The sequence below is a fragment of the Ruegeria sp. YKSD163 genome, assembly GCF_059612905.1.
The window spans coordinates 1-25,593 of the sequence record NZ_JBXWRM010000033.1 but is presented as its reverse complement, the minus strand read 5'-3'; the positions used below and the strand labels follow the sequence as shown (position 1 = coordinate 25,593).

Here is a 25,593-nt window from a genome sequence, read left to right as displayed (position 1 = left end):
GAAGAGGGGGTGAAGGGGCGTCCGCCATGACGGCTCAGAGCTGCCCATGAAGGCCGCGCGGGTTGTCGCGCGGACCAGACAGGCCCGGAGGCAAGAACCGATGACGATCCACACCCACGACGACGCGTATGAACCCGCCCACACCGCATCCCAGACCGCCCATGCGCTCGACGAGCTGCAGCTTTATGGCTACCGCCCCTTTGACGAGCCCGATCCGCGCCCGATGCCCGATGGGCAGCGCCTTGCGGTCGCCGTCGCCGACATCTTCGATGCCCTCGTCGCGACCCTGGAAGACACCCGTATGGAACCCGACCTCGAAGAAGTGCTCTGGGGCCAGGTCAACCTCTTTCACCGCGCCACGGCCCGGATCGAGCGGTCGCTCGATGAAAACGAGCAGGCGCAGCGCCGCCTCCAGCGCGAGCAGGACGGCTCCGAGGTGAAATCCACCGAACTCGAGCGCCTGACGGCCGAAGGCCTGACCCTCGTCGAACGGCGCAACTGCATGGACATGATGCGCGATCACGCCGCCACCGAGTTTGTCCATCACACGGGATCGACCTGGCGCCCCCGCACCGGCTCGATGGTGAACCGCCAGCACATGACCGCCGCGCTGATCGACAGCCGTGACTTCCTGGCCGCCAAGCGCCGCGCGGAAACCGAGGTGATGCTGCCCGCTGGCCCCAAGGTCGCCCTCACCGGCGGGACCGACTTCAACGATCACCGCCTGATCTGGGGCAAGCTCGATCAGGTCCGGACCAAGTATCCCGACATGGTCCTTCTGCACGGGGGAAGCCCGAAGGGCGCGGAACTCATCGCCGCCAAATGGGCCGAAGCCCGGGGCGTGACGCAGGTGGCCTTCAAGCCCGACTGGAGCAAGCACGCCAAGGCCGCGCCTTTCAAGCGCAACGACGCGATGCTGGATGTGCTCCCCGTGGGTGTTCTCGTCTTCCCGGGCACCGGCATCCAGGAGAACCTCGCCGACAAGGCCAAAAAGCTCGGCATCCCGGTCATGAAGTTCGAGAAGGGGGCGTGAGCCCCCTTTTTCCCATCGCGGGAAATCGAGGTGGAAGCGCACACTTCCACCTGATATTGTGTAAGAAACCTCAATTGATCACTACATGTACCATAGCCCGATCCAGCTCGATGTCTTCCCGACCGACGTGCAGATGCGCCGGATTGATCCGGCGCGCAACATGCGTCGCTTCTATCGACTTAGCGTTCAGCGCGACCTATTCGGACGCGCAAGCCTCGTGCGCGAATGGGGACGAATTGGTTTCCGTGGGCAGATGATGGTCGAGACGCACCCTGATGAAGGCAAGGCCATCACCGCGTTGATGAAGCTAGCAGCGGTGAAGAAGCGGCGGGGCTATGAGGCCCTGCACTCAGGCGATTAGTCTTGATCGCATTGATTGCGGTGATTACACTCCTCTCAGGAGGATATCATGGCAAGCATTACCATCCGGAACCTTGACGATGACGTGAAGCGGCGCCTTCGCATCCGCGCGGCCGAGCACGGCCGTTCGATGGAAGAGGAGGCGCGCGAAATCCTGCGCCACGTCGTCGGCGAAGCGAAGCCATCCCACGATCTTGCCGCGGCGATCCGTGCACGGGTCGCGCCTCTTGGTGGTGTTGAACTCGACCTTCCGCAGCGTGAAGCCATGCGTGAGCCGCCCGCATTCGACCGGGCCTGACGCATGATCATCCTTGATACCAATGTCATCTCGGAGCTGTTGCGCCCGGCCCCGGAGCCCAAGGTCGAACACTGGCTGTCCGCTCAGGACGGGCTAAACGTCTACCTGACCTCGATATCGGAGGCAGAGCTGCGCTACGGCCTCGCGATCATGGGGAACGGCAAACGCCGCGCCGCGCTGGTTGACGCTGTGGACCGCATCCTGCGCGAGGATTTGGCCGGGCGCATTCTGCCCTTCGACAGCGACGCCGCGCAGTCCTATGCCACCATCGCTGCCGCACGACGGGCCGCCGGGCGGCCGATCGCCCAGGCCGATTGCCAGATCGCTTCCATTGCCCACACCCGTGGTGCCACCGTCGCCACGCGCAATACGCCTGATTTTGAGGGTTGCGAGATCGACCTGATCAACCCCTGGACAGCCGCATGAACGCCGTTGAAATCGAACAAGCTGTTTCCGAACTCGCCGAGCAGCCATTTGATGCGACCGAATTCCCCTATGCCTTCCTCATGGCCTTCGGCAACAAGGACACCACCATCAAGCGGCTGCGCACCGGCGCGTCGAACAAGTCCGACGTCGGCGGCGTCCTGCAGACCAACAACATCCATCTTGCGACCTGCGCCCCGGGCGACATCGCGGCGACCCTGGCCGCCTTACGCGACAGCCCCGCCACGACCCGCGCCAAGGCGAAGTTCATCCTCGCCACCGACGGCATCGACCTCGAGGCCGAGGATATGACCACCGGCGAAACCATCGCCTGCCGCTACACCGATTTTCCCGACCATTTCGGCTTCTTCCTGCCGCTCGCGGGTATCTCCACTGTCAAGCAGATCCGCGAAAGCGCCTTCGACATCCGCGCGACCAGCCGTCTCAACCGGCTCTATGTCGAACTGATCAAGGACAACCCCGACTGGGGCAGCGCCGAAAAACGCCATGATATGAACCACTTCATGGCGCGGCTGATCTTCTGCTTCTTCGCCGAAGACACCGACATCTTTGTCAGCGACAACCTGTTCACCGCCACCATCGACCAGATGGCCAACCGTGACGGGTCCAACACCCATCAGGTCATCGGCGAAATCTTCCGCGCGATGAACACGCCCATCGCCCAACGGGCCGAGGCCAAGCTGCCCCGTTGGGCAGATGCTTTTCCCTACGTGAACGGCGGGCTCTTCTCGGGCAGCACCGATGTGCCGCGCTTTTCCAAGATCGCGCAGCGCTACCTGTCCCATATCGGCAGCCTCGACTGGACGCAGATCAACCCCGACATCTTCGGCTCGATGATCCAGGCCGTCGCGGATGAGGAGGAACGCTCGGTCCTCGGCATGCACTACACCTCCGTGCCGAACATCCTGAAGGTGCTGAACCCGCTCTTCCTCGATGATCTGCGGGCAGAGCTGGAGGCTGCGGGCGACAATGCGCGCAAGCTGGCCAATCTGCGGGCGCGTATGGCCAAGATACGCGTTTTCGATCCCGCCTGCGGCTCGGGCAATTTCCTTGTCATCGCCTACAAGGAAATGCGCAGCCTTGAGTATGAGATCAACAAACGCCGGGGCGAGCCGCAGCGGCGCACCGACATTCCCCTGACCAACTATCGCGGGATCGAGTTGCGGGATTTCTCGGCCGAGATCGCGCGGCTGGCGCTGATCATCGCGGAATACCAATGCGACGTGACCTATCGCGGGCAGAAAGAGGCGCTGGCCGAGTTTCTGCCGCTGGACGCGCAGAACTGGATCACCTGCGGCAACGCCCTGCGGCTGGACTGGCTGTCGGTCTGCCCGCCCACGGGAACGGGGGTGAAGTTTCAGGCCGATGACCTGTTCATGTCGCCGCTGGATCAGGCACAGATCGACTTCGCGAACGAAGGGGGCGAGACCTATATTTGCGGGAACCCGCCATTCAAAGGTTCTAGGAAGCAGCAAGCGCAAGAAAAGGAAGACTTGGAGCGCGTATTTTCCGGCCTGACAGGAAAATGGAAGAACGTCGACTACGTCGGTGCGTGGCTTATGAAGGCCGCACTATACAACGATGCTTGCGAGGCGCCTTTCGCCTTCGTGGCAACCAATAGCATTTGCCAAGGTCAACAGGTCCCAATTACTTGGGCGCTGTTACAGCAACGTGGCTTTCGTATCCGCTTTGCACATACGTCTTTCAAATGGTCAAATCTGGCGGCCAACAAGGCGGGGGTTACCGTGGTCGTCACGGGCGTCGACCGCAAGCCAGATGGCAGTCGCTGGATCTTCACAGAAGATGCCAAACGGGAAGTGCTGAATATCAACCCCTACCTGACACATCATAATATCGATGTGGTTCCTGCACAGAAGAAGCCGCGTTTTACAGAAGTTCCAATGGAATACGGCGTATACTATTCAAAATCGGCGGGTTTGATACTTGAACCGACTGAAAAGTCAAAACTGGCAGAGGAAGGCCTTCCTCTGAATTTCATGCGCCGATTTCTCGGTTCATCTGAGTTCATCAACGGAAAAGAGCGATATTGCCTTTGGATAGATGACACCGAACTATTGGAGGTAAGTAAAATCCCCGAGGTTCGGGAGCGCATTGCAGCCGTAAAGCACGACCGGTTAGAGACCGACGATGCAGCAGTGAACAAGTTGGCATCAAGACCCCATCAGTTTCGCGAACGAAAAGGTGATGAGGCTGTCAAAATCTTTGTTCCTATCGTTTCCTCGGAGAACCGCGAGTATTTTCCTGCTGGTTTGTCTGATGCTTCGGTGATCCCAACAAACAAAGCGTTCTTCATCCCAAATGGCCCATTGTGGACGTTGTCAATAATCAGTTCCAAGCTGCACTTGGCTTGGATTGACACAATATGCGGACGGCTCAGAACAGACTATTCGTATTCCAACACCCTCGGCTGGAACACCTTCCCCGTCCCGAAACTGACCGAAAAGAACCGCGCCGACCTGACAGCGGCGGCGACCGGCATCCTTCTGGCCCGCGAGGCGCATTTCCCCGCCACCATCGCCGACCTCTACGACCCCGAAAAAATGCCCGCCAACCTCCGCGCAGCGCATGACCACAACGACGAGGTTCTGGAACGCATCTACATCGGCCGCCGCTTCCGCAACGACACCGAACGGCTGGAAAAACTGTTCGAGATGTATACGCGGATGACGACGAAGGTGAGCGCATGAAGTTTCAGCGCGTCGCCTATGCCGATCTCAACTCGCGGCAGAAAGAGAACTACAACTTCCAGAAGGTCGCCGGGCGGCTAGCCGATTACGGTTTCAACAGCATCCGCCTGACCGATGATTGGCAGGGCGCGGATTTCATCGCCGTGCATATCGACGGCGAAACCTTTCTGAAGGTTCAGCTTAAGGGGCGGCTTGTCATCGACCGGAAATACAGCGGCAAGGGCATCCACATCGCCTTTCTTCATGGCGACGATCTCTATCTTTATGATCACGATGCCTTGGTCGGCTTCATGGAAGCGAATGACAAGATCGGCGCGGACAGCGTCACCTGGCATCAGAAGGGCTTTCGCAGTTGGCCAAGCCCGCCTGCTTGGGCCATCAGCTATTTGAACGAGTACAGGATTTCGCAATGACCAAAGGTGTTCCCTCCGTCTCCGTCAAATATGCTGCCAACGGCAGCTCGACCAAGTCGAACGAGCTGGGCATGCGGGCGATGCAGGAACGCGCCTACGAGAAGCGCGGCGAGCAATACCTGCTGATCAAATCGCCCCCGGCCTCGGGCAAATCTCGCGCGCTGATGTTCATCGCGCTCGACAAGCTGCACAATCAGGGCTTGCGTCAGGCCATCGTCGTGGTGCCGGAAAAATCCATCGGGTCCAGCTTCAACGACGAGCCGCTCAGCAAGTATGGCTTCTGGGCCGACTGGACCGTCCAGCCGCAATGGAACCTGTGCAACGCGCCCGGCGGCGATGATGGCAAGGTCGGCGCCGTGGGCAAGTTCTTGGCGAGCGACGACAAGGTGCTGGTCTGCACTCATGCCACTTTCCGCTTCGCCGTCGACAAGTTCGGGATCCAGGCCTTCGACGATCGGCTGATCGCGGTGGACGAATTCCACCACGTCTCGGCCAACCCCGACAACAAGTTGGGCATGCATCTCGGCGCTCTCGTCGCCCGCGACAAGGTGCATCTGGTCGCCATGACCGGATCGTACTTCCGCGGTGATGCCGAGGCCGTCTTGTCGCCCGAGGACGAGGCGCGGTTCGACACGGTCACCTACACCTATTACGAGCAGCTGAACGGCTACAGATACCTCAAGTCGCTCGACATCGGGTATTTCTTCTATTCCGGGTCCTATGCGGATGACATCCTCAAGGTGCTGGACCCGACCGAGAAGACAATCCTGCACATTCCGAACGTGAACTCACGCGAAAGCACCAAGGACAAGCACCGCGAGGTCGAGCACATCATCGACGCCCTGGGCGACTGGCAGGGCACCGACCCCGCCACGGGGTTTCAGTTGGTCAAGACGCCGGAAGGGCGTGTGCTGCGCATCGCCGATCTGGTGGATGATGAACCCGCCAAGCGGGACAAGGTTTCAGCCGCGCTGAAGGACCCGGCGCAGAAGAACAACCGCGACCATGTCGACATCATCATCGCCCTGGGGATGGCGAAGGAAGGGTTCGACTGGATCTGGTGCGAACACGCCCTGACGGTCGGTTATCGCGCCAGCCTGACCGAGATCGTGCAGATCATCGGCCGCGCCACCCGCGATGCCGAGGGCAAGACGCGTGCGCGCTTCACCAACCTGATCGCCGAGCCCGACGCCGCGGCCGAGGCCGTGACCGAGGCGGTTAACGACACGCTGAAAGCGATCGCCGCGAGCCTGCTCATGGAGCAGGTGCTGGCCCCGCGTTTCAACTTCACGCCCAAAACCGTGAAAAGCGGCCCTGTCGAAGGGTTCGATTACGGCGAGGGCGGCTATGATCCCAACAAGGAAAATGTCGGCTTCAACGAGGCCAGCGGGCAGTTCCAGATCGAGATCAAGGGCCTGGTCGAACCCAAGAGCAAGGAAGCCAAGCGCATCTGCCAGGAAGACCTCAACGAGGTGATCACCGCTTTCGTTCAAGACAAGACCACGATCGAACGCGGGCTCTTCGATGAAGAGCTGGTGCCTGAGGAACTGACGCAGGTTCGCATGGGAAAGATCGTCGGAGCAAAGTTCCCGGAGCTGGACGCCGAGGATCAGGAAGCCGTGCGCCAGCATGCGGTGGCCGCGCTGAACCTGACCCAGAAAGCAAAGGAGATCGCTCTTTCGAGCGGCGAAGATACGCAGACTACGGGAAACACCGCTCTGATCGACGGGGTGCGCAAATTCGCCATGGATGTGCGTGAGCTCGACATCGACTTGATCGACCGGATCAACCCCTTCGGCGAAGCCTATTCGATATTGGCAAAGACGATGAGCGAGGAAAGCCTTCGGCAGGTTCAGGCCGTGATCTCGGCGAAGAAGGTGCAACTGTCACCGGACGAGGCGCGCGATCTGGCGAAGCGCGCTGTCAAATTCAAGCAGGAGCGGGGCCGTCTGCCATCCATCACATCGCCTGATCCATGGGAGAAGAAAATGGCCGAAGGCGTGGCCTATCTCGCCCGCATGAAGCAGGAGGCTGCCAATGGCTAAGGGTTTCACCGACGAAGATGATGCCCTGCTTGCGGAGCTTGGCGTCGAGGTCGAGGTCAAGAAGCAGCTCAGCCGCACACCACGCGAAGAACGCATCATCGCAGGTTTCGAGGAAATCCTGCGATTTGCAGAGGAGCATGGTCGGCCTCCCCAGCACGGGGAGGACCGCGATATCTTCGAACGCCTCTATGCGGTGCGTCTTGACCAGATCCGTCAATTGCAGGAGTGTCGCGACTTGCTGGGCCCACTGGACGAGCACGGTCTCCTAACAGACACCCCTCCGCCTTCAGCGTCAGACTCCGATGACCTCGATGACGATGCCCTCCTCGCTGAACTGGGTGTGGAAGTGGCTAGATCACCACTCACGGAATTGAAACATGTCCGGTCGACAGCCGAGAAAAAGGCTGCCGATGAAGTCGGAAACCGCGAGAAATGCGAGGATTTTGCCACGTTCAAACCCTTATTCGAGCAGGTACAGAAAGAGCTGGATAGCGGCTTGCGCGAAACCCGCCCGTTCGAGATGAAAGCCGAGATTGAGAAGGGACGCTTCTTCATTGTCAGCGGTCAAAAAGCCTATGTCGCCGACAAGGGCGAGACCATCACCAACGAGCAAGGTCGCACGGATGCGCGTCTGCGGGTGATTTTCGACAATGGCACCGAGAGCAACATGCTGATGCGCTCGCTCCAGCGTGCGTTGAACAAGGACGACGCCGGACGCCGGATCACTGACCCATCGGCAGGCCCACTTTTTTCAGACCAGACAATCGATGGGGATGAAGCGAGCGGGATCATCTATGTGCTTCGCAGCAAATCCGATCATCCACTCGTCACAGAAAACCGGGAACTGGTGCACAAGATCGGTGTCACCAATATGAGCGTCGAAAAGCGGATCGCTGGCGCGCATCTGCAGCCGACGTTTCTGATGTCGAATGTCGAGGTGGTTGCGACATATGAACTCTACAACATCAACCGGTCCAAGCTGGAAAACCTGATCCACCGGATTTTCGAACCCGCACGGCTCGAAATCGAGATCATGGATCGCTTTGGACGGCCTGTGGTCCCGCGAGAATGGTTCCTCGTACCTCTCTTTGTCATAAACGACGCTGTGGAAAAGATCAGGGACGGCACAATAACCAGCTATCGCTATGATCCCCACGCTGCCGAACTCAAACAGATTTCGGGGTAGGTTGGGCGATGGATCGGGACAGTCACACTCGTCGAGGGAAATGGTCAGAGGCAGGCGTCCCGAAAAAAGGCTGGACCTGTGTCGGCGTCGAAGACTTGGAAGAGCCCAGCCAACTCTGCGAGATGTGTGACAGCGCCGAAATCCGGTATGCCCATATTATGGAGCATCCAGACTATCCCGGTTCGCTTCAGGTCGGCTGTGTTTGTGCTGAACACATGGAAGAGGACTACAAGCGGCCCCGGGAGCGGGAGAAGCGTCTCAGAAATTCCGCACGCCGCCGCGCTGCTTGGCCTTCTCGAAAATGGCGCACGTCCAGACAAGGCAACCTCTACATCAACACGGACGGGTTCAATCTCACAGTTTATCGGGCCGGAGCCGGATGGTCGGTGCGTGTCCTGAGACGGGCATCGGGAGCTGTGCAGGCAGGTAGCAAGGTCTATTCAGCCGAAACCGATGCAAAGCTTGCCGCGTTCAATGCGCTTCTTTGGGCGAAGGATCACCTATAGCCATGCCCTTCCCGCTATCGCCCCAGAGCATCGACGCCATCGCCGACATTATCAGCGGCGGCGGGGGCCATGACACGACGCCTCCCATCGGCATCTATCGCAGCGGGCCGAAGATCGAGAAGTTCATGCGCGCCTGCAATGTGGCCTTCACGGTGAATGGCTCCCGCGTACCGTCGCTGGTGCAGTGCCTTATCAATCTCAACAACGGCTTCGATGCTGAGCAAGTGCTCTCGAAGATTATCGAGGGAGCCGCTGACCCCCGCGATTTCATCCATGAGCCCGAGCGTCATGTCGCCGTGCTCGACCATCTCAACCGCGCGCTGCGCTTCGACGGCTTCGAGGTTCAGCAGCAGGGCGGGCGGATGCGGCTTGTCGAGGCGGGCAAGAATGTCCCTGTCCTGGCTGAGCTGGCGGGGCTGTCCGAGGTGATCGACTTCGACACGGTGAGCCGCGATCTCGACCGCGCTCTCGCCAGCAGCCAGACCGACCCCGAAGATGCCGTCACCGCCGCGTGCAGCACGGTCGAGAGCGTGTGCCGGTCTATCCTCATCGAGCTGGGGCAACCGCTCCCTGCCAAGAAGGACGTACAGGGGCTCTACAATGCCGTGAAGCAGCCGCTTGGTCTGTCCCCTGACCGCTCAGACATCGACCCCTTAATAGCGAATGACGTGCGGCAAATCCTTTCCGGCCTGGCCACGGTCATCGGAGGGGTAGGGGCTCTGCGCACTCACGGCGGCGACGCCCACGGCCGCGAGAAGGGCTTTGCCCGTGTTGACGCGCGGATTGCCCGTTTGTCGATCCATGCCGCGAGCACGGCAGCGCTGTTTCTCATCGAGACATGGCAACGGAAATTTCCTGCCCGCCCGCTTCCCAAAGCAGACGATCCGGCAGGGTAACGGCTAGTTTCATCCTGTCAGTAGCGCCGGTCTTGGCCGGTCATCTCTCCTTCGTCGTTGAAGGGGGCTGAAATTCCCCGCGCCCATGCCCAACCTTGAGCCCCAAGCGATAGCGGCCGAATAGGCCGCCCCTTTACCCCACCCCCGGCCCGAGGGAGGGGGTTTTTGCCCCGATCACAGCGAGCACCGCGAGGACGCGTGAGGACCGTGATGACGCCGAGCACCGCCAAAACCACCTATCACTTTGGCTTTACGGCGGTTTTGCGATAGGCTTGCGCCAGCTCAAGTATTGAGATTGCGCAAGAAGTGCTTTCCGGGCTTGTCAGATTGGCCGTGGAAGCGGCGTCAAACGACGAGGCGCGCGAACTAAGTATTTGAAAAAAAACGATTTTATAGGCATATTAACCCTATCGCCGATGAGAGGATGAACATCGGAGCGAGCGTCCAAACCTCGCGCCGCCGCATTCACCGCCGACAGGGCTGAAGGTCCATACTTCAGCCCGTCCCCTCTAACACATGAGGCTCCCATGGTCAGGACACCGAAGAAGAAAATCGCCAAAAAAATTACAGACCTTCGCACGAAGCTCTGGCCTGATCTGTCTTCTGACGATCTTTGGCATCGCAACGTCTATGACGGCTTCACGTCCGTGCCGCGCACGATGCCGCTGATCATGAACATCATCGACGACCTGGCACCGGGCAGCAAACGTACCTCGACGACCTATCTTGCCCTCTGGACGCAGGCGTTCGACGAGATGTATGTCAGTTTGCAGAACGCTGATGAGCTGGCTTTCTACTCGGGCTACACTGGCCAGCGAGCAGTACGCTCCTGGAAGGAGCGGATGAGGGAGCTTGCCAATCTCGGCTTCATCCGCATCGCATCGGGCACGGCAGGGGAATTTTCTCATGCCGTCATCCTCAACCCGCATTTTGCCATTCGCCGCCTACATGCGGCCAAGACGCCGGGGCTGACCGTCCCCGCATATAACGCACTTGTCGAGCGTGCCATCGCCATCGGTGCCGAGGACATGAATGTACCTCTGCCCGAGGAGAAGCACGAAGAGGCGGCGGAATAGGCCTACGCGGCACGTCCAGAGAGACGTGCACCCGGCGGCGCTCGATCAGGCTCAAGATGAGGCGCAGATTGGCGCGCGCGATGCCGCGCTCCCAGCAGCCGCAGGGCAGCTCTTCGAGCAGGGCTTGGGTTTCATCAAACAGCGCCCAGAGGGCTTCGTCGGATAGGTTGTGCGGGTTGTCTAGGGTTATGGCGTGGGTAATGCCAAGTCTCCTTCTCCTGGGGGGTTGAATTCACGGGAAGAAGGGCAGGCCAGACTTCATGCGGCGCTTAAGGCACCGCGCGCCACAGGCTTCGCCTGAGCAAGGCCGCAATCAGCATGGCGGGAGGCGCACCGCAAGCGCCTTACCTTCAGCGTCCGGTGATCTGGCAGACGGTAGGATCAGGAATTGAACACCAGGGGCAAGGGAAGAGCCCGTCCAATGGAAGACTCCAAATTGCCCTGCAATCATGCTATATATGGGGCTGGAGCGAACAGTACGCTACAAGATGTTCTGAGGTTGCGAGATGTTTAAAGAGACACAACGATTTTTGCGGAGCCTCGAAGGCGGCGGCGAAGTCTCGATCCTCATTGAGGACGACGAGGAAGGCTACTTCGACCGTGAATGCCCATCGGATGAATGCCTTTTCCAGTTCAAGATGCTCAGCGAAGATTGGCATAAGGCCAAGGAAGCAGAGCGGCTTCACTGTCCCGCCTGCGGCCATACCGATCACAGCCACCGTTGGTGGACACAGCAACAGGTCGAACACATGCACGCAGCTGCCGTGGCGCAGCTTCAAGGCGGCCTCAATCAAGCACTGAAAACCGATGCTGCCCGGTTCAATTGGAGCAGGCCGCGCGGCGGCTTCATTTCGATGACGATGAAGGTGGATTCCCGGCCGCAGCATGTCATGCTGCCCCCGGCCGCCACTGACCCGATGGCGCTGAAGATCACCTGCCCGTCTTGCGCCTGCCGCTATGCCGTGATCGGGGCCGCCTATTTCTGTCCCGCTTGCGGCCACAGTGCCGCCGAACAGGTCTTCGAGCAGACCATCGCAGGAATCAAGGCAACACTCCGTGCGCTCGATCAGGTGCGCGCCGCGATGCCGGATCGCGACACCGCCGAAACCACCGTGCGCGTCGTGATCGAGAACGGCTTGCAGAACGCTGTCACCGCCTTTCAGCGTGTGGTCGAAGCTCTGTTTGTAGAGCTTCCCGCGCCGCCGAAGGCAAGGCGGAACGCTTTCCAGAACCTTGCAGAGGGTAGTACCCTTTGGCAGCAGGCGACGGGGCAGGGCTATGGCGCCCATCTCGACGCCCCCTCCCTCGACCAACTCGTGCGGGCGTTCCAGCAGCGCCATTTGCTTGCCCACCGGCAGGGGCTTGTCGATGAGGAGTATATCGCCAAGAGCGGCGACACCCGCTATCGGCCCGGCCAGCGGCTTGTACTTCGCGCCGAAGGCGTCACCGAGGCCGTCGAACTTGTCGAGAAGCTCGTTGCGGGGCTTAGGGATGATGCAGGCAGTGCCCGTTCAGGGCAGAGTTCTTCACGATAAAGATCGGCAAGGGCGCAGCGCCGCCATTTGTGAAGGCCACCGGCTTCCAGATCGCCCGTGCGCCTGCACTCGTGGGGTTTGGCCGTTTCATGAACGGGGCTTCATCTCCCGCTACCGCATCTGTCTTCTAGTCTAGTCCGATGTTCTGACAGGGCGCGCCCTTGTCGCTAGGGGTGCCCAAACCACTCGGGGCTTGTCCCGACCGTGTTACCCCTGTGCGCCTTCTGGCTCTTTCGCCCTGTCTGCCTCTTTCGTGTTCGAGAGGACGAGAAATCGAAACGAAAGAGGAGACGATCCCTATGAAACTGTTCCCACAACCCATCATCGAGAAGCTTGCCGAATAGCTACGTCTTCAAAGGAGTCGCCGGTACCGCGGCTCGGTAGGTCGGACAGGGGCGATGAAAGAAAAGAAATTGGGCCTTTCGGATCGCGTTCGTTGCCAACGTATGAGGTATAGAATTCCATTCTATAACTCATGATGCGCAGAATTCGGCGCGGCCTGCTGTGGGCCCGCACTCCGAACCGCCCTTGATCGCCTCGCCCGCAATCAGATCACGTGTGTCAGGCGGCGTCGCTTATTGGTTCGTAGCGAACCTCGGCCATAGCATCGTCCAGCCACGCGGGCTGCAGATCGCCATTGTTCCATTGGTAGAGGAAACCCACCAGATTGTCGGTCTTCTTGCAGAGGATGCGCATGATCGGTTCGCCGGTGAGGCGGGGTTTTGGGGTCATGACGCGCTCCTGCTATCTGGACCTCATAACTGGTTAAAGGGAGGTCAAAAATTTCTTGTCGGCGGTGTTAACGACAGGTTTTTGCAACTGCAAGGTGTGGGCGGTAGCTTCGGCAAAAACCCACCGACAAAAGGACAAGTTGTCTTTATAGTCAGGTTGTTGACGTATCATTTTCTGTATTCTGCGCTGCGGCGCGAACGGCAATCTCGTCCAGAAGTGTGTCGATCTCCGCCCAGACGCGCGGCTCGATCTGGCCGCGGATCAAGGCCCACTTGCTGAGCACATCGAGGGGGTCATGGGCGTGCAGGATGGAAGTCAGCGCATTGACATCGACAGCCAGAGATGTCCGCGCGCGCCATTCGGTGATCCGCGTTCTCTGCTCTTCGGATGGTGGGACGAACTCTGGCCCCAGCTGCCAGGTCTTCACGGCACGGCGTAGAGCGGCGCGGATGACGTGGGCGGGGTCGACACCGCAGTCGATCAAGGCTTCTTCCTGCCGTTCCAGCGCGTTCACCCGGATATCGATCTTGCGGTTGGCCGGAATGCGTCGGACCCTGGGCTGCGACGCCGTGGGCGCAGTTATGATCTTTGTTGTTGTCTGCGGGCTTGCTTGTGGCGAAGGCACGGAAGGCCTGCTTGGCACCGTCGCTTGATCTTCATCCGCCACGTCTGCCGTCATGCTCATCGGCATCAGGACGGTCTCTTCCCGATCCGCCTCTTCCCTTCCCGGGTCTTTCTCCCCCTCTGGCCGAAGGGACGCGGCATAGGCTGGGTCGGGCCGGGTGATGGTTGGGATCTTTTTTCTCAACGCCCTGTCCTCACGCGGCCAGGATGTTGTTGAGGATGTCGGTGGCCTCCTCAAGGGCCTCGACGACATGACGGACATGCGGGCGCATGAGGGGGTTTGGATCGGCCTGCTTTTGTAGCGCGATGGCGTGGAGCAGGCCTTTCTCGTCCATCTCCTTGTAGACGTTGCGGCGCATCATCACCGTCTCAACCACGGGAAACCGAGCGATCGCCACTTCGATCAAGGCGGCATCCGCGCGTGTGGCTTTCGGGTCAACCATGTTCAGAACGACATGGTGGCGCGGCAAGCTCGCCGGGTCATCGACGCGCGCGCGCAACCTTTCTAACCAGTCGGCGGTCTGCGCACCCACATCGAGATCCGAGGTCGAGAGCATGACGGGTGTGACGATGTGATCGGCGAGAACCGCGATCCCGTCCGACCATTCCGCGCCGACGCCTGCCGTGTCGATGAAGACGAAATCCGCCGAGTCCGCATCATAGACCTGCTCGATCTTGCGATCGACGGCCCCGACACTCTCGACCGAGATTGACCGCAGCAGAGGCGACCCCAGACCCGCCGCTTCAGCTCGTTCGTGCCAGGCGCCAAGCACTCCGGTGCTATCAGTGTCGATCAGCAGAACCCGACGCCCGGCAGCCACGGCAGCGCTGATCAGGGCGCGCGAGAGCGTGGTTTTGCCGCTCCCCCCTTTCCGGGCCATCGCGGCGATGACCACGAGATTGTCGTTGGGCATGGGGGGTGGACCTCCTGCAAGAATAGTGAATCGCTACAAAGATGCAATAATGTCGCTAACCTCTTGGTGCATCGGCGTCAAGCGGAAGGCGGGATGCACGATGCGGTGGGCATGATGCATTCGCCGTTGCGCGTTTTGCGGCGAGCAGACAGCGGGGCGCAGGGGACAGACGCCGCGATCCAGGTTGCGCGATGCTTTTGCCAAAAGACGTGCTGCATTCGGCATCCACCAAAGCACGTGAAGCGCGGAACGCGACGCGAGGTGCACGCGACGCCGTGCATTGTGAGGGGCGCGCGATGCGGGCTGCAATCGACACGTCCCACTTGCCCGAAGACGCGCTGCAGAGCGCAAAAGACACCGTGCATAAGACGTGATGCACGGTGCAGGGAACGCGGGGCGCGTTGCATTGAGCGCGTTGCGCGCTGCATTTGACAAAGGACGTCAAATCGGCCCCCGGGCCGATTTTCTACATTGAGTACAAGCCCTTAATGCTTTCTCCGCTTGTGCTGGGAGAAGGCGGGCTTGTATGAAGGTGGCAAGAAATAGGAACGTATACTTCACATGGGCAGCAGTCGCAGACTGACCGATCAGGAGCGCCGTCAGATCGTCCGGGAACGGGCGAAAGGCGTCTCGGTCAGTGCGATCAGCGCTGTGCTGAAGGTCTCGCCCAAGACCGTCTACAACGTCCTCAGCCGAGGACGTTCCGCCGTCTCCGCCAACGACAGCCGTACCCGCGTGCTGACCATGCGCGTCACCGACCGCGACCTTCGCGGCTTCGATGCTGCTCTCGCGCGGCGCGGGATCGCGCATCGCTCGGATGCCATGCGCTCCCTGATGCTGGCCGCAGACGATCTCCTGCGCCCGGATGAGGGTATGACGGATGAGCTGAGAGGGATGAGCGCGGCGTTGAACCGGGTCGGCAACAACGTGAACCAGGTCGCGCGCCGCCTGAATGAGGCGAAGCTCAAGGGCGAGCGGCTGCCCTATACGCCCGCCAGCCATGCCGAGATCCGCGATCTCGCGGTGCTCGTCTTCGACATGGCCGACCAGATCCAGGAGATGTTCCGTGCGCGCCGCCGCGAACTGGACCTCGAAGTGACAAAGGCCCTCGCTGGTCTGGCGCAGCAGGAAGCGGAGCAGGTGGCCGAGCATGGCGCGGAGTGAGGTGCGCGGTGTCGGGCCCGCCCTCTTCGATCGCGACTGGAGCCGGGTCTCCGGCAGCTGGCAGGGACTCGCCAGGAACGCGCAGATGGTGCGCGCGGCGCGGGGCTATTCCCCGGCCATCTTCAAGCCGATCTCGCAGGGCGGGTGCCACACCGGCGCGCAGCTCAAGGCCCAGCTGACGTATCTTACCACCAAGTCGAGCCACATCCTCGACAGTCGTGGCACACATGATGGCAAGAAAACCCTGACCGAGGCCGAGATCGACCGGGTCGTACGCCGATTTGAGAACCAATGGGGTGAGCGGCACAGCCCCAAGCTCGGCCATACCTCGCATCTGCTGATGGCGTTTCCCGTCGGCACCAGCGGTGAAGAGGTGCGCGCGATCACGGAATCCGTCTGTGAGCAGTTCTTTCAAGGTGAGGGGTCGCAATTCGACTATATTGCTGCAATACACCAAGATCGCGCACATCCACATGCGCATATCGTTCTGAACCGCCGCAGCAAGGATGGCGAAATGTTCTTTCTCGGGAAGGATCACCACTTCAACTACGACGCCTTTCGGGCGGCGATGGTTGACGCGGCGCAGGTCCACGGGATCCGGCTCGAGGCGACACGGCGTCTTGACCGAGGCGTCACGACCTACCGCGCCGAGATTGATGAGGTCTACAAGGCCCGTGACGAGGGCCGGCCGCCGGTCGAGCGCCAGCGCACAGGCGCTGATCTCGCCGCAGCCCTGCAGACGGTGGCGCGCAACGCGCTGACCTATCGGGGTCTGGCTGCCGAGGCGTCCCGGTCGAACTTCGAAGACGTGGCCGAGGCGCTCGAGCGGGCCAGCAGCATCCTTGCCAGTGGCGGTCAGGTCCAATCTGACGGAGCCATCTATATGTCCCAAGACGAAACAGCGTTCGACACGCTGATCACCGAGTTTTCCCAGAATATCCGCCAGATCGAGGCTGCGATCGGCTGTGCGCCTGCGTCCGAGCGGCCAGAAATCGAGCGCAAGCTTACCGATGTGCTGGCCTCGGTCGCGCATCTCAATCCGCTGGGGGACCGCTCGGCCGCGCTGCTTGATGCGCCCTCCCCAGACGGTATCTATGCGCGCGCCAATATGCGCGAAGACCAACTCGAACGCCTCGACGAGGGGGATGTGAAGGCACGGCTTACGGAGGCGCTACAGGGCACGGGGATCGACCCCGAAGCCGTGGCCGCCCGCATGCGCGAGGGTGCTGGCAATGCCGCGCTCGAACGGCAGTGGCTGGCGCAGGATCTGCGCGCCATCGCCACGGCGGGCGACCTCGATCTGGAGAAGGGCGAGGATCGTGAGGAAGCGCTGGACCGGCTGGAAGCCGTTCACGTCCGCCTAGGCGATACACTGACCGATGCGCGCATCTTGCGGGCGGTCGACGATGTCGATGAGGCGGAGGATGCCGAGGTCTCGCTCGCCGAGCGTCTGACGCCACTGGGCCGCGATCTCGACGACGCGGGACCGGACGCCTTCGCCCCGTCCGAGCGGCAGGACTTCCAGCAGCTGGTCGCCCAGTTTCGCCGGACGGATTTCACTCATCCGTTCTCGGATGACCCGTCCGTGCGCAGGGCAGGTGCTGTCGAAGTGGAAGAAGCCCGCGACGCCTTCAACGCCTATGCACAGCGTTCGCCCGATCATGCCGAATTGGCCTCGATGGCATGGGACAAAATCACCGACAGCCGCAAGCCACAGGAGTTCGCCGTCGAGGAGAAGGATCGCAGGCTCCACGCGGGCGATATGGACTTGGCTCTGCGCGATCCGACGCAACATCTCGGTCCGATCACCGAAGATGACCGCACCCTCGCGCGCTACCGCGCGGAAATGCCCGATGAAGAATTCGGGACGGCGGTGCAGGAGGAAATCAACCGCCTCCGCGCCATGGGTGCATCGCGCGCCTATATCAGCGAGCGGAGTTTCGACATCGAGGATCAAGCGCGACAGGACTATGCCGAGCGGCGCTTCATGGCTGAGACCGCCCCTGATGTGTTGACCTTCCTGCAGCGGGCCGAGGCCGAGGATGGCACAGCTCTCTCCGAAACAGCTGGGCAGCGCCTGATCGAGCAGGTCGACAGAAACCTCACGCCAAACGCGGTCACCGCCCTGCGCGCGGGCCATGCTGATGTGCTGGAGAAGTTCACCGAGCATCCGCTGCGGCAGCTGGAACTCGCGAAGGCCTATCTGGAAAGCAGTGAAGTGACCGCCAACGGGCCGGCCATGGAGCGGGTGCTGGATGCGCTCGCCGAGGAACAGATCGAGGCGCAGCGCGCGCGTCACGCCGCGGCCCATGGCGAAAAAGGGATCACCCATGGATAAGGGCAAGATCGCGGGCGGCATCCTCAGCCTGACGCTAGTCGGCCTCGCCATCGGCTATGTCGTGGCCACGGGCTATTTGATCCTGCGCTATGGGCTGTCGACCGAGCGCATCGATTTCACATTGCTCGCGCGGGAATACCGCGCGCTTGGGAACACCGCCCCGAAGGACTTCCTTTGGGTGAACCTGATCTTGGGCGGGTTTGGCATAGCCGCGCTCATGCTGAGCGTCACGCTTCTCGGCGAGGCCCTGACGCGCTTCGGCACGACCCATTGGCAGACACGTAGCGAGATGAAGCGCAACGGCTTCTTCGCCAAACCGGGCGGCGGCTTCCTTCTTGGCAAGCTTGGCCCTCCGAAATTGAAACGCCCGTTTCTCGTGTCGAAAACCTTCCCGCATGCGCTGATCGTGGCGCCGACGGGTCGGGGCAAGGGGGTGGGTTTCGTGATCCCGAACTTGCTCACCTACAAGGGCTCAGCCGTGGTGCTCGACGTGAAGGGCGAGAACTTCCGCGAAACCTCGCGCTTCCGTGCCACCATGGGCGACAAGGTGTTCCGGTTCGCGCCGACCGATTGGGATCGGCCGACCCACCGCTACAATCCGCTGGCGCGCATCGCGGCCATGACCAATCCCGACCGGCAGCAGATGGAGTTGAAGCTGACCGCAAAGCTCTTCCTGCAGACCGACAACGAAAAACTAAGCGGGCTTCTGGCAGGCGGCATCGACCTCTTCGTCGCGGCAGGCCTTCTGGCTTTCGAGCGCGGGGTGCCGACCATCGGCGAAATTTACCGCATCACCGCCTCAGGTGGCGACAAGCAGAAGGAATACCTCAAGCGCGCACAGGAGGTGAAGAACAAGTCGGCCAAGCTGATCTTCGAGCGCATGGCCTCGACCAACAATGACACCCTGACCTCTTACCTCTCGCTCCTGATGACTTCGGGTCTCGACACATGGGACAACCGCGCCATCGACGCGGCCACCGCGACCTCGGACTTCTCCTTCCGGGACATTCGGCGCCGCCCGCATGCGATCTATCTCGTGGTCGAATCCGAGATGATCCGCCCGTTGGCCCCGCTGATCAGGCTGTTCTTCTCGGACCTGATCGCCTCACTGCAGGCGCAAGAACCGGGCGATGACGAGCCCTGGCCCGTGATGATCATGCTCGACGAGTTCGACCGCCTTGGGAAAATGCCGATCGTCGCCGAGAGCATCAAGACGCTGCGTTCCTTTGGCGGGAACCTTGCCATTGTGACTCAGACCATCCCGGCGCTGGACGAGATCTATGGCGAGAACACGCGACGGTCGCTCCAGGGTGGCGCGGGCGTGAAGCTCTACCTCACCCCGTCCGAGCAGAAGACCATCGAGGAGCTGAGCCAGGCTGTTGGCAAGACCACCAAGCGCGTGGTCACCCGGTCGCGTGCGGTCGGGCGAAACCCGTTTGAGGGGCGCAGTGTGTCCGAGCGGACCGAAGACACGCCGCTCCTGACCGAGGACCAGGCCCGGAGAATGGACCTCGACGAAGTGATCCTCGTGATCGACGCGCAGATGCCAATCCGGGCGCGGCGGATCAAATACTTTGAGGACCCGGCGCTGAAGGTGCTGCATGCCGGGCAGGCGGGGAGTTTCCCGTACCCTGACGAGGACGGGCTGAGGCGGGACCGGCAGATGACCGAGACGCGGGAGACGGTAGAGAAGCTGAAGCTGGAACTGCGGGAGGTGCGGGCAGCTGCTGGGGCGCAGGGCTCTGAGGCAGCTGCGCTGCCCAAATCGGCTCAATCTCCCTCGCAAGAGCCGCTCGATCCCAAGCCTGCGCCGTCGGGCCGGGCGCGAGGGAGGGCCGCACGGGCCGCTGCGGGTAGCGCAGGGTCAGATCAGCTGTCCTTCGATCTGGCCGGGCTCGGTCTTCGTGCGTCTGACAGTGTCGAACTGGCAGCGGCAGTTCAGACAACGCGAGGGATCATTGCGGAGCATGCTTGAAATGGTCTTGGAACTTTCCTGGAGCACATCAGCAAAAAGCAGAGGAAAACACAATATCTGGTAGATTGGCGATGGCGATGGCGGACTGAAATCGCTACAAGCGAACTTTGTTCTTGCATTGGCGACCGAATCTGCTATCTAGGCTACAGTGTTCAGGTGATGGATAGCGCCACAGGCTGACTGGTTCGCCAGTCGAGGAGGCTTCGGTCTCTACCCACTTTGGGGGCAGCGGTGATCGCGAGCGAGAGATGCGATCGGCGACGACTTCCGACTTAAGGCCGCAGCGCACGTTGCGGCACGGGGATACCTGGGGGTTACCGTTTGCCCACTTTGCCTCTTGGGATCGGCGCACAGCCATCGGGTGGTCCGGTGGTGATGCCCAGGAGGATGCTGAAATGGGAACAACTGATCCCAAGAAGCCCCTGAACACCGGGCAACGGGTCCGTCGTTGGTATCGGCGTGTTCTTCGGAACAGGTCGATGCTCTTGGCCGCGTTTTGGATGGTTAAAGCCATCGTGAAACTGGCGCGGTTCTTCCTCGACGGCTCCTAGGTGTTCATTGTTTGGAGGGAGAAAATGCTGAACAAAGCCCTGCGGCTTGTGAGGGTCTATCATGACCTGTCTCAGGTCGACGCCGCTGAGCGCTTGGGCCTTTCAAAATCCTACGTGTCTGAAATCGAGAAGGGCGACAAGAACGTCTCAATGGCCACACTGCAGAAGTATTCCGACGCCTTCGACATTCCCATGTCCTCCTTGCTTTTGTTCGCCGAGAAGGTGGAAGGGGCGGGGAAGGCCGAAAATGTAAGGGTGTTCGTCGCCGACAAAGCAGTGAAGATGCTGGACTGGGTGGCTACAATTTCGGATTACAGAGGGTCTGAGCGATGAGCTACCCCCGCAACCAGTCCATTTTTTACAAGATCACCAGTCCCCAAATGCTGGCGGACCGGTTGCGGGTAACGCTCGATGAGTTGAACGAGCTTTGCGCAACAACGGACAACTACAAGAGATGGACCGACAAGAAAACTGGTCGGCCGATCCAGGAACCCAAGCCGAAGCTGGACAAGGTGCACAAGCGCGTAGCCTTGCTTCTGGCCAAAATTGAGACTCCAGATTACCTGCATTCTGCAATCAGGGGGAGATCATACATCACCAACGCAAGCGGGCATTCTGTGGATGCGGGCTGCGTGAAGATCGATGTCCGGAAGTTTTACCCGTCCGTCCGATCACAGGCGGTCCACCACTTTTTCCTGGATCGAATGCTTTGCTCGGGGGACGTAGCAGGCATTCTGACCAAGTTGCTCACAGTTGATGGTCACCTCCCGACTGGCAGCAGCTCCAGCCCGATCCTTTCCTACTTTGCCTACGAGGACATGTTCGACGCCTTGGCTAAGCTGGCGGCAAGCAAGGGCTGTGTCATGACCGTCTATGTGGATGACGTGGTATTCACGGGCATAGGTGCGACCAGGGGCCTTCTGTATGCAGCAAGGAAGATCTTTTCATCCTATCGGTTGCACGGTCACAAGACCAAGGTGTTCCGCCCCGGCCAACCTAGGATCATCACCGGCGTCGCCGTCACCAAAGAAGGCATGAAGCTTCCAAACAAGCGGCAGAAGGGAATTGCGGAAGACTTCGCAGTCTTTATTGCCCTGCCAAATGGTCGCGAGAAGCTGATGATCGCAAGGCGGCTGACTGGACGTCTGTTTGAAGCCAGCCAAGTTGATCCATCATGGAGAAGCAAGGCAGAAATGGTCGCAGCGCAGCGGGACGCCCTTGAGTGCTACGATCGATAGAGCCAGCTTAGCAGCCATCGGCTAATTCGTGCAAAATGCATTATGCATGTCAGTGCAGCATGTCGCGTTCGGATTGCTCGACAGCACGTTGCTTCTCAAACGCTGCCTTCATCTTCGCGGGTGTCCCGAATACTTCATTGAGCATTTCTGCAACCGCTATGTTCATGGCCACAAAATCAGCTTCAGCATCGCCGGCGGCAAGGCCCACATCCATCGTCGTGCCATTGTCCACAACAAGGCGCACCCGTGCTTCATCATCGTTGTAAAAATCGAAGGGAGAATCCAGCGAGAGTGGCGTGAATGAAACCTCGAAATACTCGTGGCGCTCATCGCCCTCTTCATCCTCACTGGTGAAATCAGCCACGAGATCACAGGTATTGATGAAGTGGATGGTCCATCGCCGATCATGCGCCTTTCCATCTGTTGACAGCATCGCCGCTATAGGATCGCTGAGGTCCTGCCGAAGACGAGAGACGAGGAACTCGGTCACCGCGAGCTCAGTCGTGTCGAGTGCCGTTTCCATATCGAAAAGATCGACGAAGTTGATTGCCCAAAGAAAAGCACATTCCCGCATGCGGGTTAATGTGTCCTCCCGCGTCGCCTCTTCTGGCGTGACGAGCACCAAGCTGTGGTTCTTCGGTCCCAAGTATGCGCAGATGCTGGCGATGGTGTTCGAGATGAAACCTTCACTTTCAGGAACTCCATATGCGGCCGCGTCGTTCGCGCTCAAAACGCCGATGTATGCTTCAGGCGCTTCCTGGAAGATATCGTGATAAACACCTGCCATATGCCGACAATAGCTTTGCCAGGCATTGATTTGCTCAAGCGCTGTGAGCTGCATGGTCGTCGGCATATCGGTTTCGCCCGTTGCCCACTTGGCCACCGTTTCTTCGCGCACCCCCCAGAACTGGGCTGCTTCGAGGTTGGTAAAACCAAACCGCCTTAGGATGACCGAAGCCATGGTTACCTTCTGCTTATCGGTCATAAGTTGCCTCTGAATTCATCTCGATTTCGTCCGCCTTCTCGCCGTGATTACGGCGCCAGCCGTTTTGCCCTCTCGGCCATCCGTACTACCTGCGCGCTTGCCGTTGCCGCCGCACTCCGCACAGCTGCGGGTGCCTGCACAGCACCCCGCCCGATCGCTTCGCCTGTCGTGAGTGCACCGATCCTCGCCCGGCCCTTGACGCCGTCCGTATTGAAGACTCCCCGCATGATCCCGGCCGAGCCAGAGACCACAGCGGGCGCCGCAGCCACCATCAGGTTCCCCGAGATCCCCCGCACGATCAGGGGCGTTGCCGCGACGAAGCCTTTGGCGAGGAACACCATCACGAAGAACGGCACCAGCGAGCCGATGTTGGTCGCGGAGTTTGGGTCACCGAGCTGCGCGAGCAGCGAATTCGCCATGCCGACCACGGTCGAGAACATGGCGGCGATGACGATGGGGTAGAAGGCGTAGCTGATCGTCGTCGAGACCCACCTGTGAAAGAAATCCTTGGTCGCATCGAACAGCGACAAAGCGATCATGATCGGAGCGAGGCCGAGCATGAGTGTCAGCATCATCTTGGCAAAGATCAGGACGATGCCAGTCATGAAGCCGAGCAGGCTCAACATGACAAGGCCGATCCCGCCCAGGATCGCGCCGGTCATCCAGTTCAGGTTGTTGCCGATCGCGTTCAGGTATTGGCTGAACTCGGTGATCAGCCGGTCGAATTCGCCCGCGAAGTAGGTGGCCCCTGCCCCGCCGCCACCAACCGAGGAGATCAGTGCCCCGGCGATGTAGTCGAGCCCGCCGATCACTGCATTAGCCACAGCGTTGAAGTTGGCCCAGTTGAAGGCAAAGAGCCCTATCAACATCAGCTTTATCAGGTACCAGAAGAAGCTGGCCCCATCCATGCTTCGGAACTGGAAGGCCATGTTGATGCAAACGCCGATCAGCGAAAGCGTGACCATCAGCAGGATGATCGTGCCGGTATTGCTTGCCACCGCCCCGAACTGAGACTCGGCCGCATCGGCAAGGAAACCGTCAGCGGTTCCAACCATCCAACTGACGATGCTCATTACCAGTTGCCTTGCGTTTCGCAGATATCCTGGACGTCGCGGGCGATCTGGTTCTGCTCGTTCCGAAGGGCCAATTGGGCCTGAGTGTGCTCCGCTTGGGTGCTTGTCGCGAACCGTTCCTCGTACTCGGCCGAGGCTGCATCCCATGACGGGAAGCGCACATCACAGCCGCAATCGCCGGTTTCCTGGATCGCCTCCCATGACCGCAGCTCGTAAAGCCGCATCAGCGTCAGCGCCTTATAGGCCTCGCGCGGGTGGACCTCGTCCATCCAGGTCGGGCGAGCGGGCCGGTCGTTGCAGATCCGGTACTGCTGGGGCGTGATGGTCACGGTGAGATCGTTCGTGACCTGAGGCGAGGTCTGGGCCGCGAGGGGCGCGGCCAGCAGGGTGACAGCGGCGGCGAGGATGGTCTGGCGCATGGGGGTTTCCTTTCGGTTCATTCGGCCGCGACCGTGGGGCGCTCGGCACTCCCGGCTGGACCCGTGTTCTGGTCTGGATGTCTTGCCTGCCCCGGCAGGAAGAACTCGGTGATGCCGCGGGCGCCGTCATGACGGCCGGCCTGGATGATCACGTCGATGGAGCCTTCGATGTAGTCGACCATGTCGGCATAGGTCATCGGCACATCGGTCTTGAGCGCCGCGATGGCGAGGCGGCGGACGGCGAGTTGCGGGGTCTCAGCGTGCAAGGTGGTCAGCGAGCCGCCATGCCCGGTGTTGATCGCCTCGAGGAAGGTCATGGCCTCGCGACCACGGACCTCACCCAGCACGATCCGATCAGGCCGCATGCGTAAGGTCGAGGCCAGAAGCACATCGGCGCTGCGGGCCTCGGTGTCCCGGTCGGCGATCAGCGTTACGGCATTCGGCTGTTCAGGGCGCAGTTCCGCCGCCTCCTCAATGGTGATGATCCGTTCTTCAGGCGGGATCAGCGAGAGGATCTTGCGCGCCGCGACTGTCTTGCCGGTCGAGGTGCCGCCTGAAACGATCATGTTGAGCTTGTTCTCGACGCAGAAGCGCAGGGCGGCATCGATGTCGCCGGAGGCCACCACATCGCGGAGCGCGGCGTTGCGTTCGCGGCGCAGGCCTTCGAGGCTGCGCTCCTTGCCATAGAGGAAGCCAAGCTTGATGGCCTCCAGCGGCAGGGAGGAGAAGAACCGCAGCGATATGGAGAACCCGCCTTCAACAGCGGGAGGCTGGATCACCTGCGCCCGGATCGGTCGGTCCCGGTAGAGGATCGAGACCGAGACGATGGGTTTCTTGGTGCTGAGCGTGGTCGAGGCGGCCGAGGCGATCTGGTTGCCAAGGTCCTTGATCTCGGTCTGGGTCAGCGGCGTGCCAAGGCCCCGCATGAAATGATCGCCCTGGAACTCGCCCCAGACCTGCCCATCCGGGTTGATGCAGATCTCGATCGTGTCGTCCCGTTGCACGGGCGCGCCAAGCCGGTCGAGCGAGGCTTCGAGATAGCTCGCTGCCATGTCAGAAAATCTCCAGATCGCGGTCGAC

The 25,593-nt window shown here is 60.7% G+C and carries 24 protein-coding genes; 17 read left to right on the top strand and 7 right to left on the bottom strand.

Annotated features, from left to right (window positions below):
• The first annotated feature begins 100 nt into the window (after positions 1–100).
• From AC2FNA_RS23155 to AC2FNA_RS23100, 12 genes are all read left to right on the top strand, one after another.
• Complete coding sequence (locus AC2FNA_RS23155; RefSeq protein WP_496830655.1) at positions 101–1,033, top strand: DUF2493 domain-containing protein; 933 nt, start codon at positions 101–103, stop codon at positions 1,031–1,033.
• A gap of 85 nt (positions 1,034–1,118) precedes the next feature.
• Positions 1,119–1,394 (top strand): WGR domain-containing protein, encoded by a 276-nt coding sequence (locus AC2FNA_RS23150; protein WP_390261246.1) that lies wholly within the window; start codon positions 1,119–1,121, stop codon positions 1,392–1,394.
• A 48-nt stretch (positions 1,395–1,442) separates the two neighbouring features.
• The gene (locus AC2FNA_RS23145; protein WP_496830652.1) at positions 1,443–1,691 is read left to right on the top strand and encodes a FitA-like ribbon-helix-helix domain-containing protein; all 249 of its coding nucleotides are present in this window, start codon (positions 1,443–1,445) and stop codon (positions 1,689–1,691) included.
• 3 nt (positions 1,692–1,694) lie between these two features.
• Positions 1,695–2,117, top strand: coding sequence for a type II toxin-antitoxin system VapC family toxin (locus AC2FNA_RS23140; RefSeq protein WP_132694148.1), 423 nt, complete (start codon positions 1,695–1,697; stop codon positions 2,115–2,117).
• Entirely contained in the window at positions 2,114–4,843 is a 2,730-nt protein-coding gene (locus AC2FNA_RS23135; protein ID WP_496830650.1) for a class I SAM-dependent DNA methyltransferase, read from the top strand. The genes AC2FNA_RS23140 and AC2FNA_RS23135 overlap by 4 nt, the downstream gene beginning before the upstream one ends.
• Positions 4,840–5,256: a hypothetical protein gene (locus tag AC2FNA_RS23130; RefSeq protein WP_496830648.1), complete on the top strand. Its 417-nt coding sequence runs from the start codon at positions 4,840–4,842 to the stop codon at positions 5,254–5,256. Before AC2FNA_RS23135 ends, AC2FNA_RS23130 begins: the two co-directional genes overlap by 4 nt.
• On the top strand, positions 5,253–7,301 hold the full coding sequence (locus AC2FNA_RS23125) for a pseudomurein-binding repeat-containing protein (RefSeq protein ID WP_496830646.1): 2,049 nt from the start codon (positions 5,253–5,255) through the stop codon (positions 7,299–7,301). Before AC2FNA_RS23130 ends, AC2FNA_RS23125 begins: the two co-directional genes overlap by 4 nt.
• A complete protein-coding gene (locus AC2FNA_RS23120) occupies positions 7,294–8,487 on the top strand; it encodes a GIY-YIG nuclease family protein (protein ID WP_133618457.1) in 1,194 nt (397 codons plus the stop codon). The genes AC2FNA_RS23125 and AC2FNA_RS23120 overlap by 8 nt, the downstream gene beginning before the upstream one ends.
• A 95-nt stretch (positions 8,488–8,582) precedes the next feature.
• Positions 8,583–8,993 (top strand): hypothetical protein, encoded by a 411-nt coding sequence (locus AC2FNA_RS23115; protein ID WP_321186091.1) that lies wholly within the window; start codon positions 8,583–8,585, stop codon positions 8,991–8,993.
• 2 nt (positions 8,994–8,995) lie between these two features.
• Entirely contained in the window at positions 8,996–9,889 is an 894-nt protein-coding gene (locus AC2FNA_RS23110) for an abortive infection family protein (protein ID WP_496830644.1), read from the top strand.
• Positions 9,890–10,416: 527 nt separating this feature from the next.
• Positions 10,417–10,965 (top strand): hypothetical protein, encoded by a 549-nt coding sequence (locus tag AC2FNA_RS23105; RefSeq protein WP_496830642.1) that lies wholly within the window; start codon positions 10,417–10,419, stop codon positions 10,963–10,965.
• 506 nt (positions 10,966–11,471) lie between these two features.
• Positions 11,472–12,500 carry a hypothetical protein gene (locus AC2FNA_RS23100; RefSeq protein ID WP_496830640.1) on the top strand — a complete coding sequence of 343 codons (1,029 nt, stop codon included), beginning with the start codon at positions 11,472–11,474 and terminating at the stop codon, positions 12,498–12,500.
• Positions 12,501–13,061: 561 nt separating this feature from the next.
• On the opposite strand, the gene AC2FNA_RS23095 is transcribed toward AC2FNA_RS23100, so the two are convergent.
• The 3 genes from AC2FNA_RS23095 to AC2FNA_RS23085 form a co-directional block, all read right to left on the bottom strand.
• Positions 13,062–13,232: a hypothetical protein gene (locus AC2FNA_RS23095; RefSeq protein ID WP_496830638.1), complete on the bottom strand. Its 171-nt coding sequence runs from the start codon at positions 13,230–13,232 to the stop codon at positions 13,062–13,064.
• A 151-nt stretch (positions 13,233–13,383) separates the two neighbouring features.
• On the bottom strand, positions 13,384–14,040 hold the full coding sequence (locus AC2FNA_RS23090) for a hypothetical protein (RefSeq protein ID WP_496830636.1): 657 nt from the start codon (positions 14,038–14,040) through the stop codon (positions 13,384–13,386).
• A 10-nt stretch (positions 14,041–14,050) separates the two neighbouring features.
• Positions 14,051–14,770 carry a ParA family protein gene (locus AC2FNA_RS23085; protein ID WP_496830634.1) on the bottom strand — a complete coding sequence of 240 codons (720 nt, stop codon included), beginning with the start codon at positions 14,768–14,770 and terminating at the stop codon, positions 14,051–14,053.
• Between the two features lie 561 nt (positions 14,771–15,331).
• Between AC2FNA_RS23085 and AC2FNA_RS23080 the strand changes: the two genes are divergently transcribed.
• From AC2FNA_RS23080 to AC2FNA_RS23060, 5 genes are all read left to right on the top strand, one after another.
• The gene (locus tag AC2FNA_RS23080; protein WP_496830632.1) at positions 15,332–15,934 is read left to right on the top strand and encodes a helix-turn-helix domain-containing protein; all 603 of its coding nucleotides are present in this window, start codon (positions 15,332–15,334) and stop codon (positions 15,932–15,934) included.
• A gap of 85 nt (positions 15,935–16,019) precedes the next feature.
• The gene (locus tag AC2FNA_RS23075; protein WP_496830630.1) at positions 16,020–18,272 is read left to right on the top strand and encodes a relaxase/mobilization nuclease domain-containing protein; all 2,253 of its coding nucleotides are present in this window, start codon (positions 16,020–16,022) and stop codon (positions 18,270–18,272) included.
• Positions 18,265–20,247, top strand: coding sequence for a type IV secretory system conjugative DNA transfer family protein (locus AC2FNA_RS23070; RefSeq protein WP_496830628.1), 1,983 nt, complete (start codon positions 18,265–18,267; stop codon positions 20,245–20,247). The genes AC2FNA_RS23075 and AC2FNA_RS23070 overlap by 8 nt, the downstream gene beginning before the upstream one ends.
• A gap of 575 nt (positions 20,248–20,822) precedes the next feature.
• On the top strand, positions 20,823–21,131 hold the full coding sequence (locus AC2FNA_RS23065; RefSeq protein WP_072244762.1) for a helix-turn-helix domain-containing protein: 309 nt from the start codon (positions 20,823–20,825) through the stop codon (positions 21,129–21,131).
• Positions 21,128–22,036: a reverse transcriptase family protein gene (locus tag AC2FNA_RS23060; RefSeq protein WP_496830626.1), complete on the top strand. Its 909-nt coding sequence runs from the start codon at positions 21,128–21,130 to the stop codon at positions 22,034–22,036. The genes AC2FNA_RS23065 and AC2FNA_RS23060 overlap by 4 nt, the downstream gene beginning before the upstream one ends.
• 49 nt (positions 22,037–22,085) lie before the next feature.
• Here the strand turns inward: AC2FNA_RS23060 and AC2FNA_RS23055 are convergent, their stop codons facing one another.
• The 4 genes from AC2FNA_RS23055 to AC2FNA_RS23040 are packed head-to-tail and all read right to left on the bottom strand — an operon-like array spanning position 22,086 to position 25,565.
• On the bottom strand, positions 22,086–23,021 hold the full coding sequence (locus AC2FNA_RS23055; protein ID WP_496830624.1) for a hypothetical protein: 936 nt from the start codon (positions 23,019–23,021) through the stop codon (positions 22,086–22,088).
• Between the two features lie 47 nt (positions 23,022–23,068).
• A complete protein-coding gene (locus tag AC2FNA_RS23050; RefSeq protein WP_496830622.1) occupies positions 23,069–24,094 on the bottom strand; it encodes a TrbL/VirB6 family protein in 1,026 nt (341 codons plus the stop codon).
• Entirely contained in the window at positions 24,094–24,513 is a 420-nt protein-coding gene (locus tag AC2FNA_RS23045) for a hypothetical protein (RefSeq protein WP_072244758.1), read from the bottom strand. Before AC2FNA_RS23045 ends, AC2FNA_RS23050 begins: the two co-directional genes overlap by 1 nt.
• 17 nt (positions 24,514–24,530) lie before the next feature.
• On the bottom strand, positions 24,531–25,565 hold the full coding sequence (locus AC2FNA_RS23040; protein WP_496830660.1) for an ATPase, T2SS/T4P/T4SS family: 1,035 nt from the start codon (positions 25,563–25,565) through the stop codon (positions 24,531–24,533).
• Between the last annotated feature and the right edge of the window lie 28 nt (positions 25,566–25,593).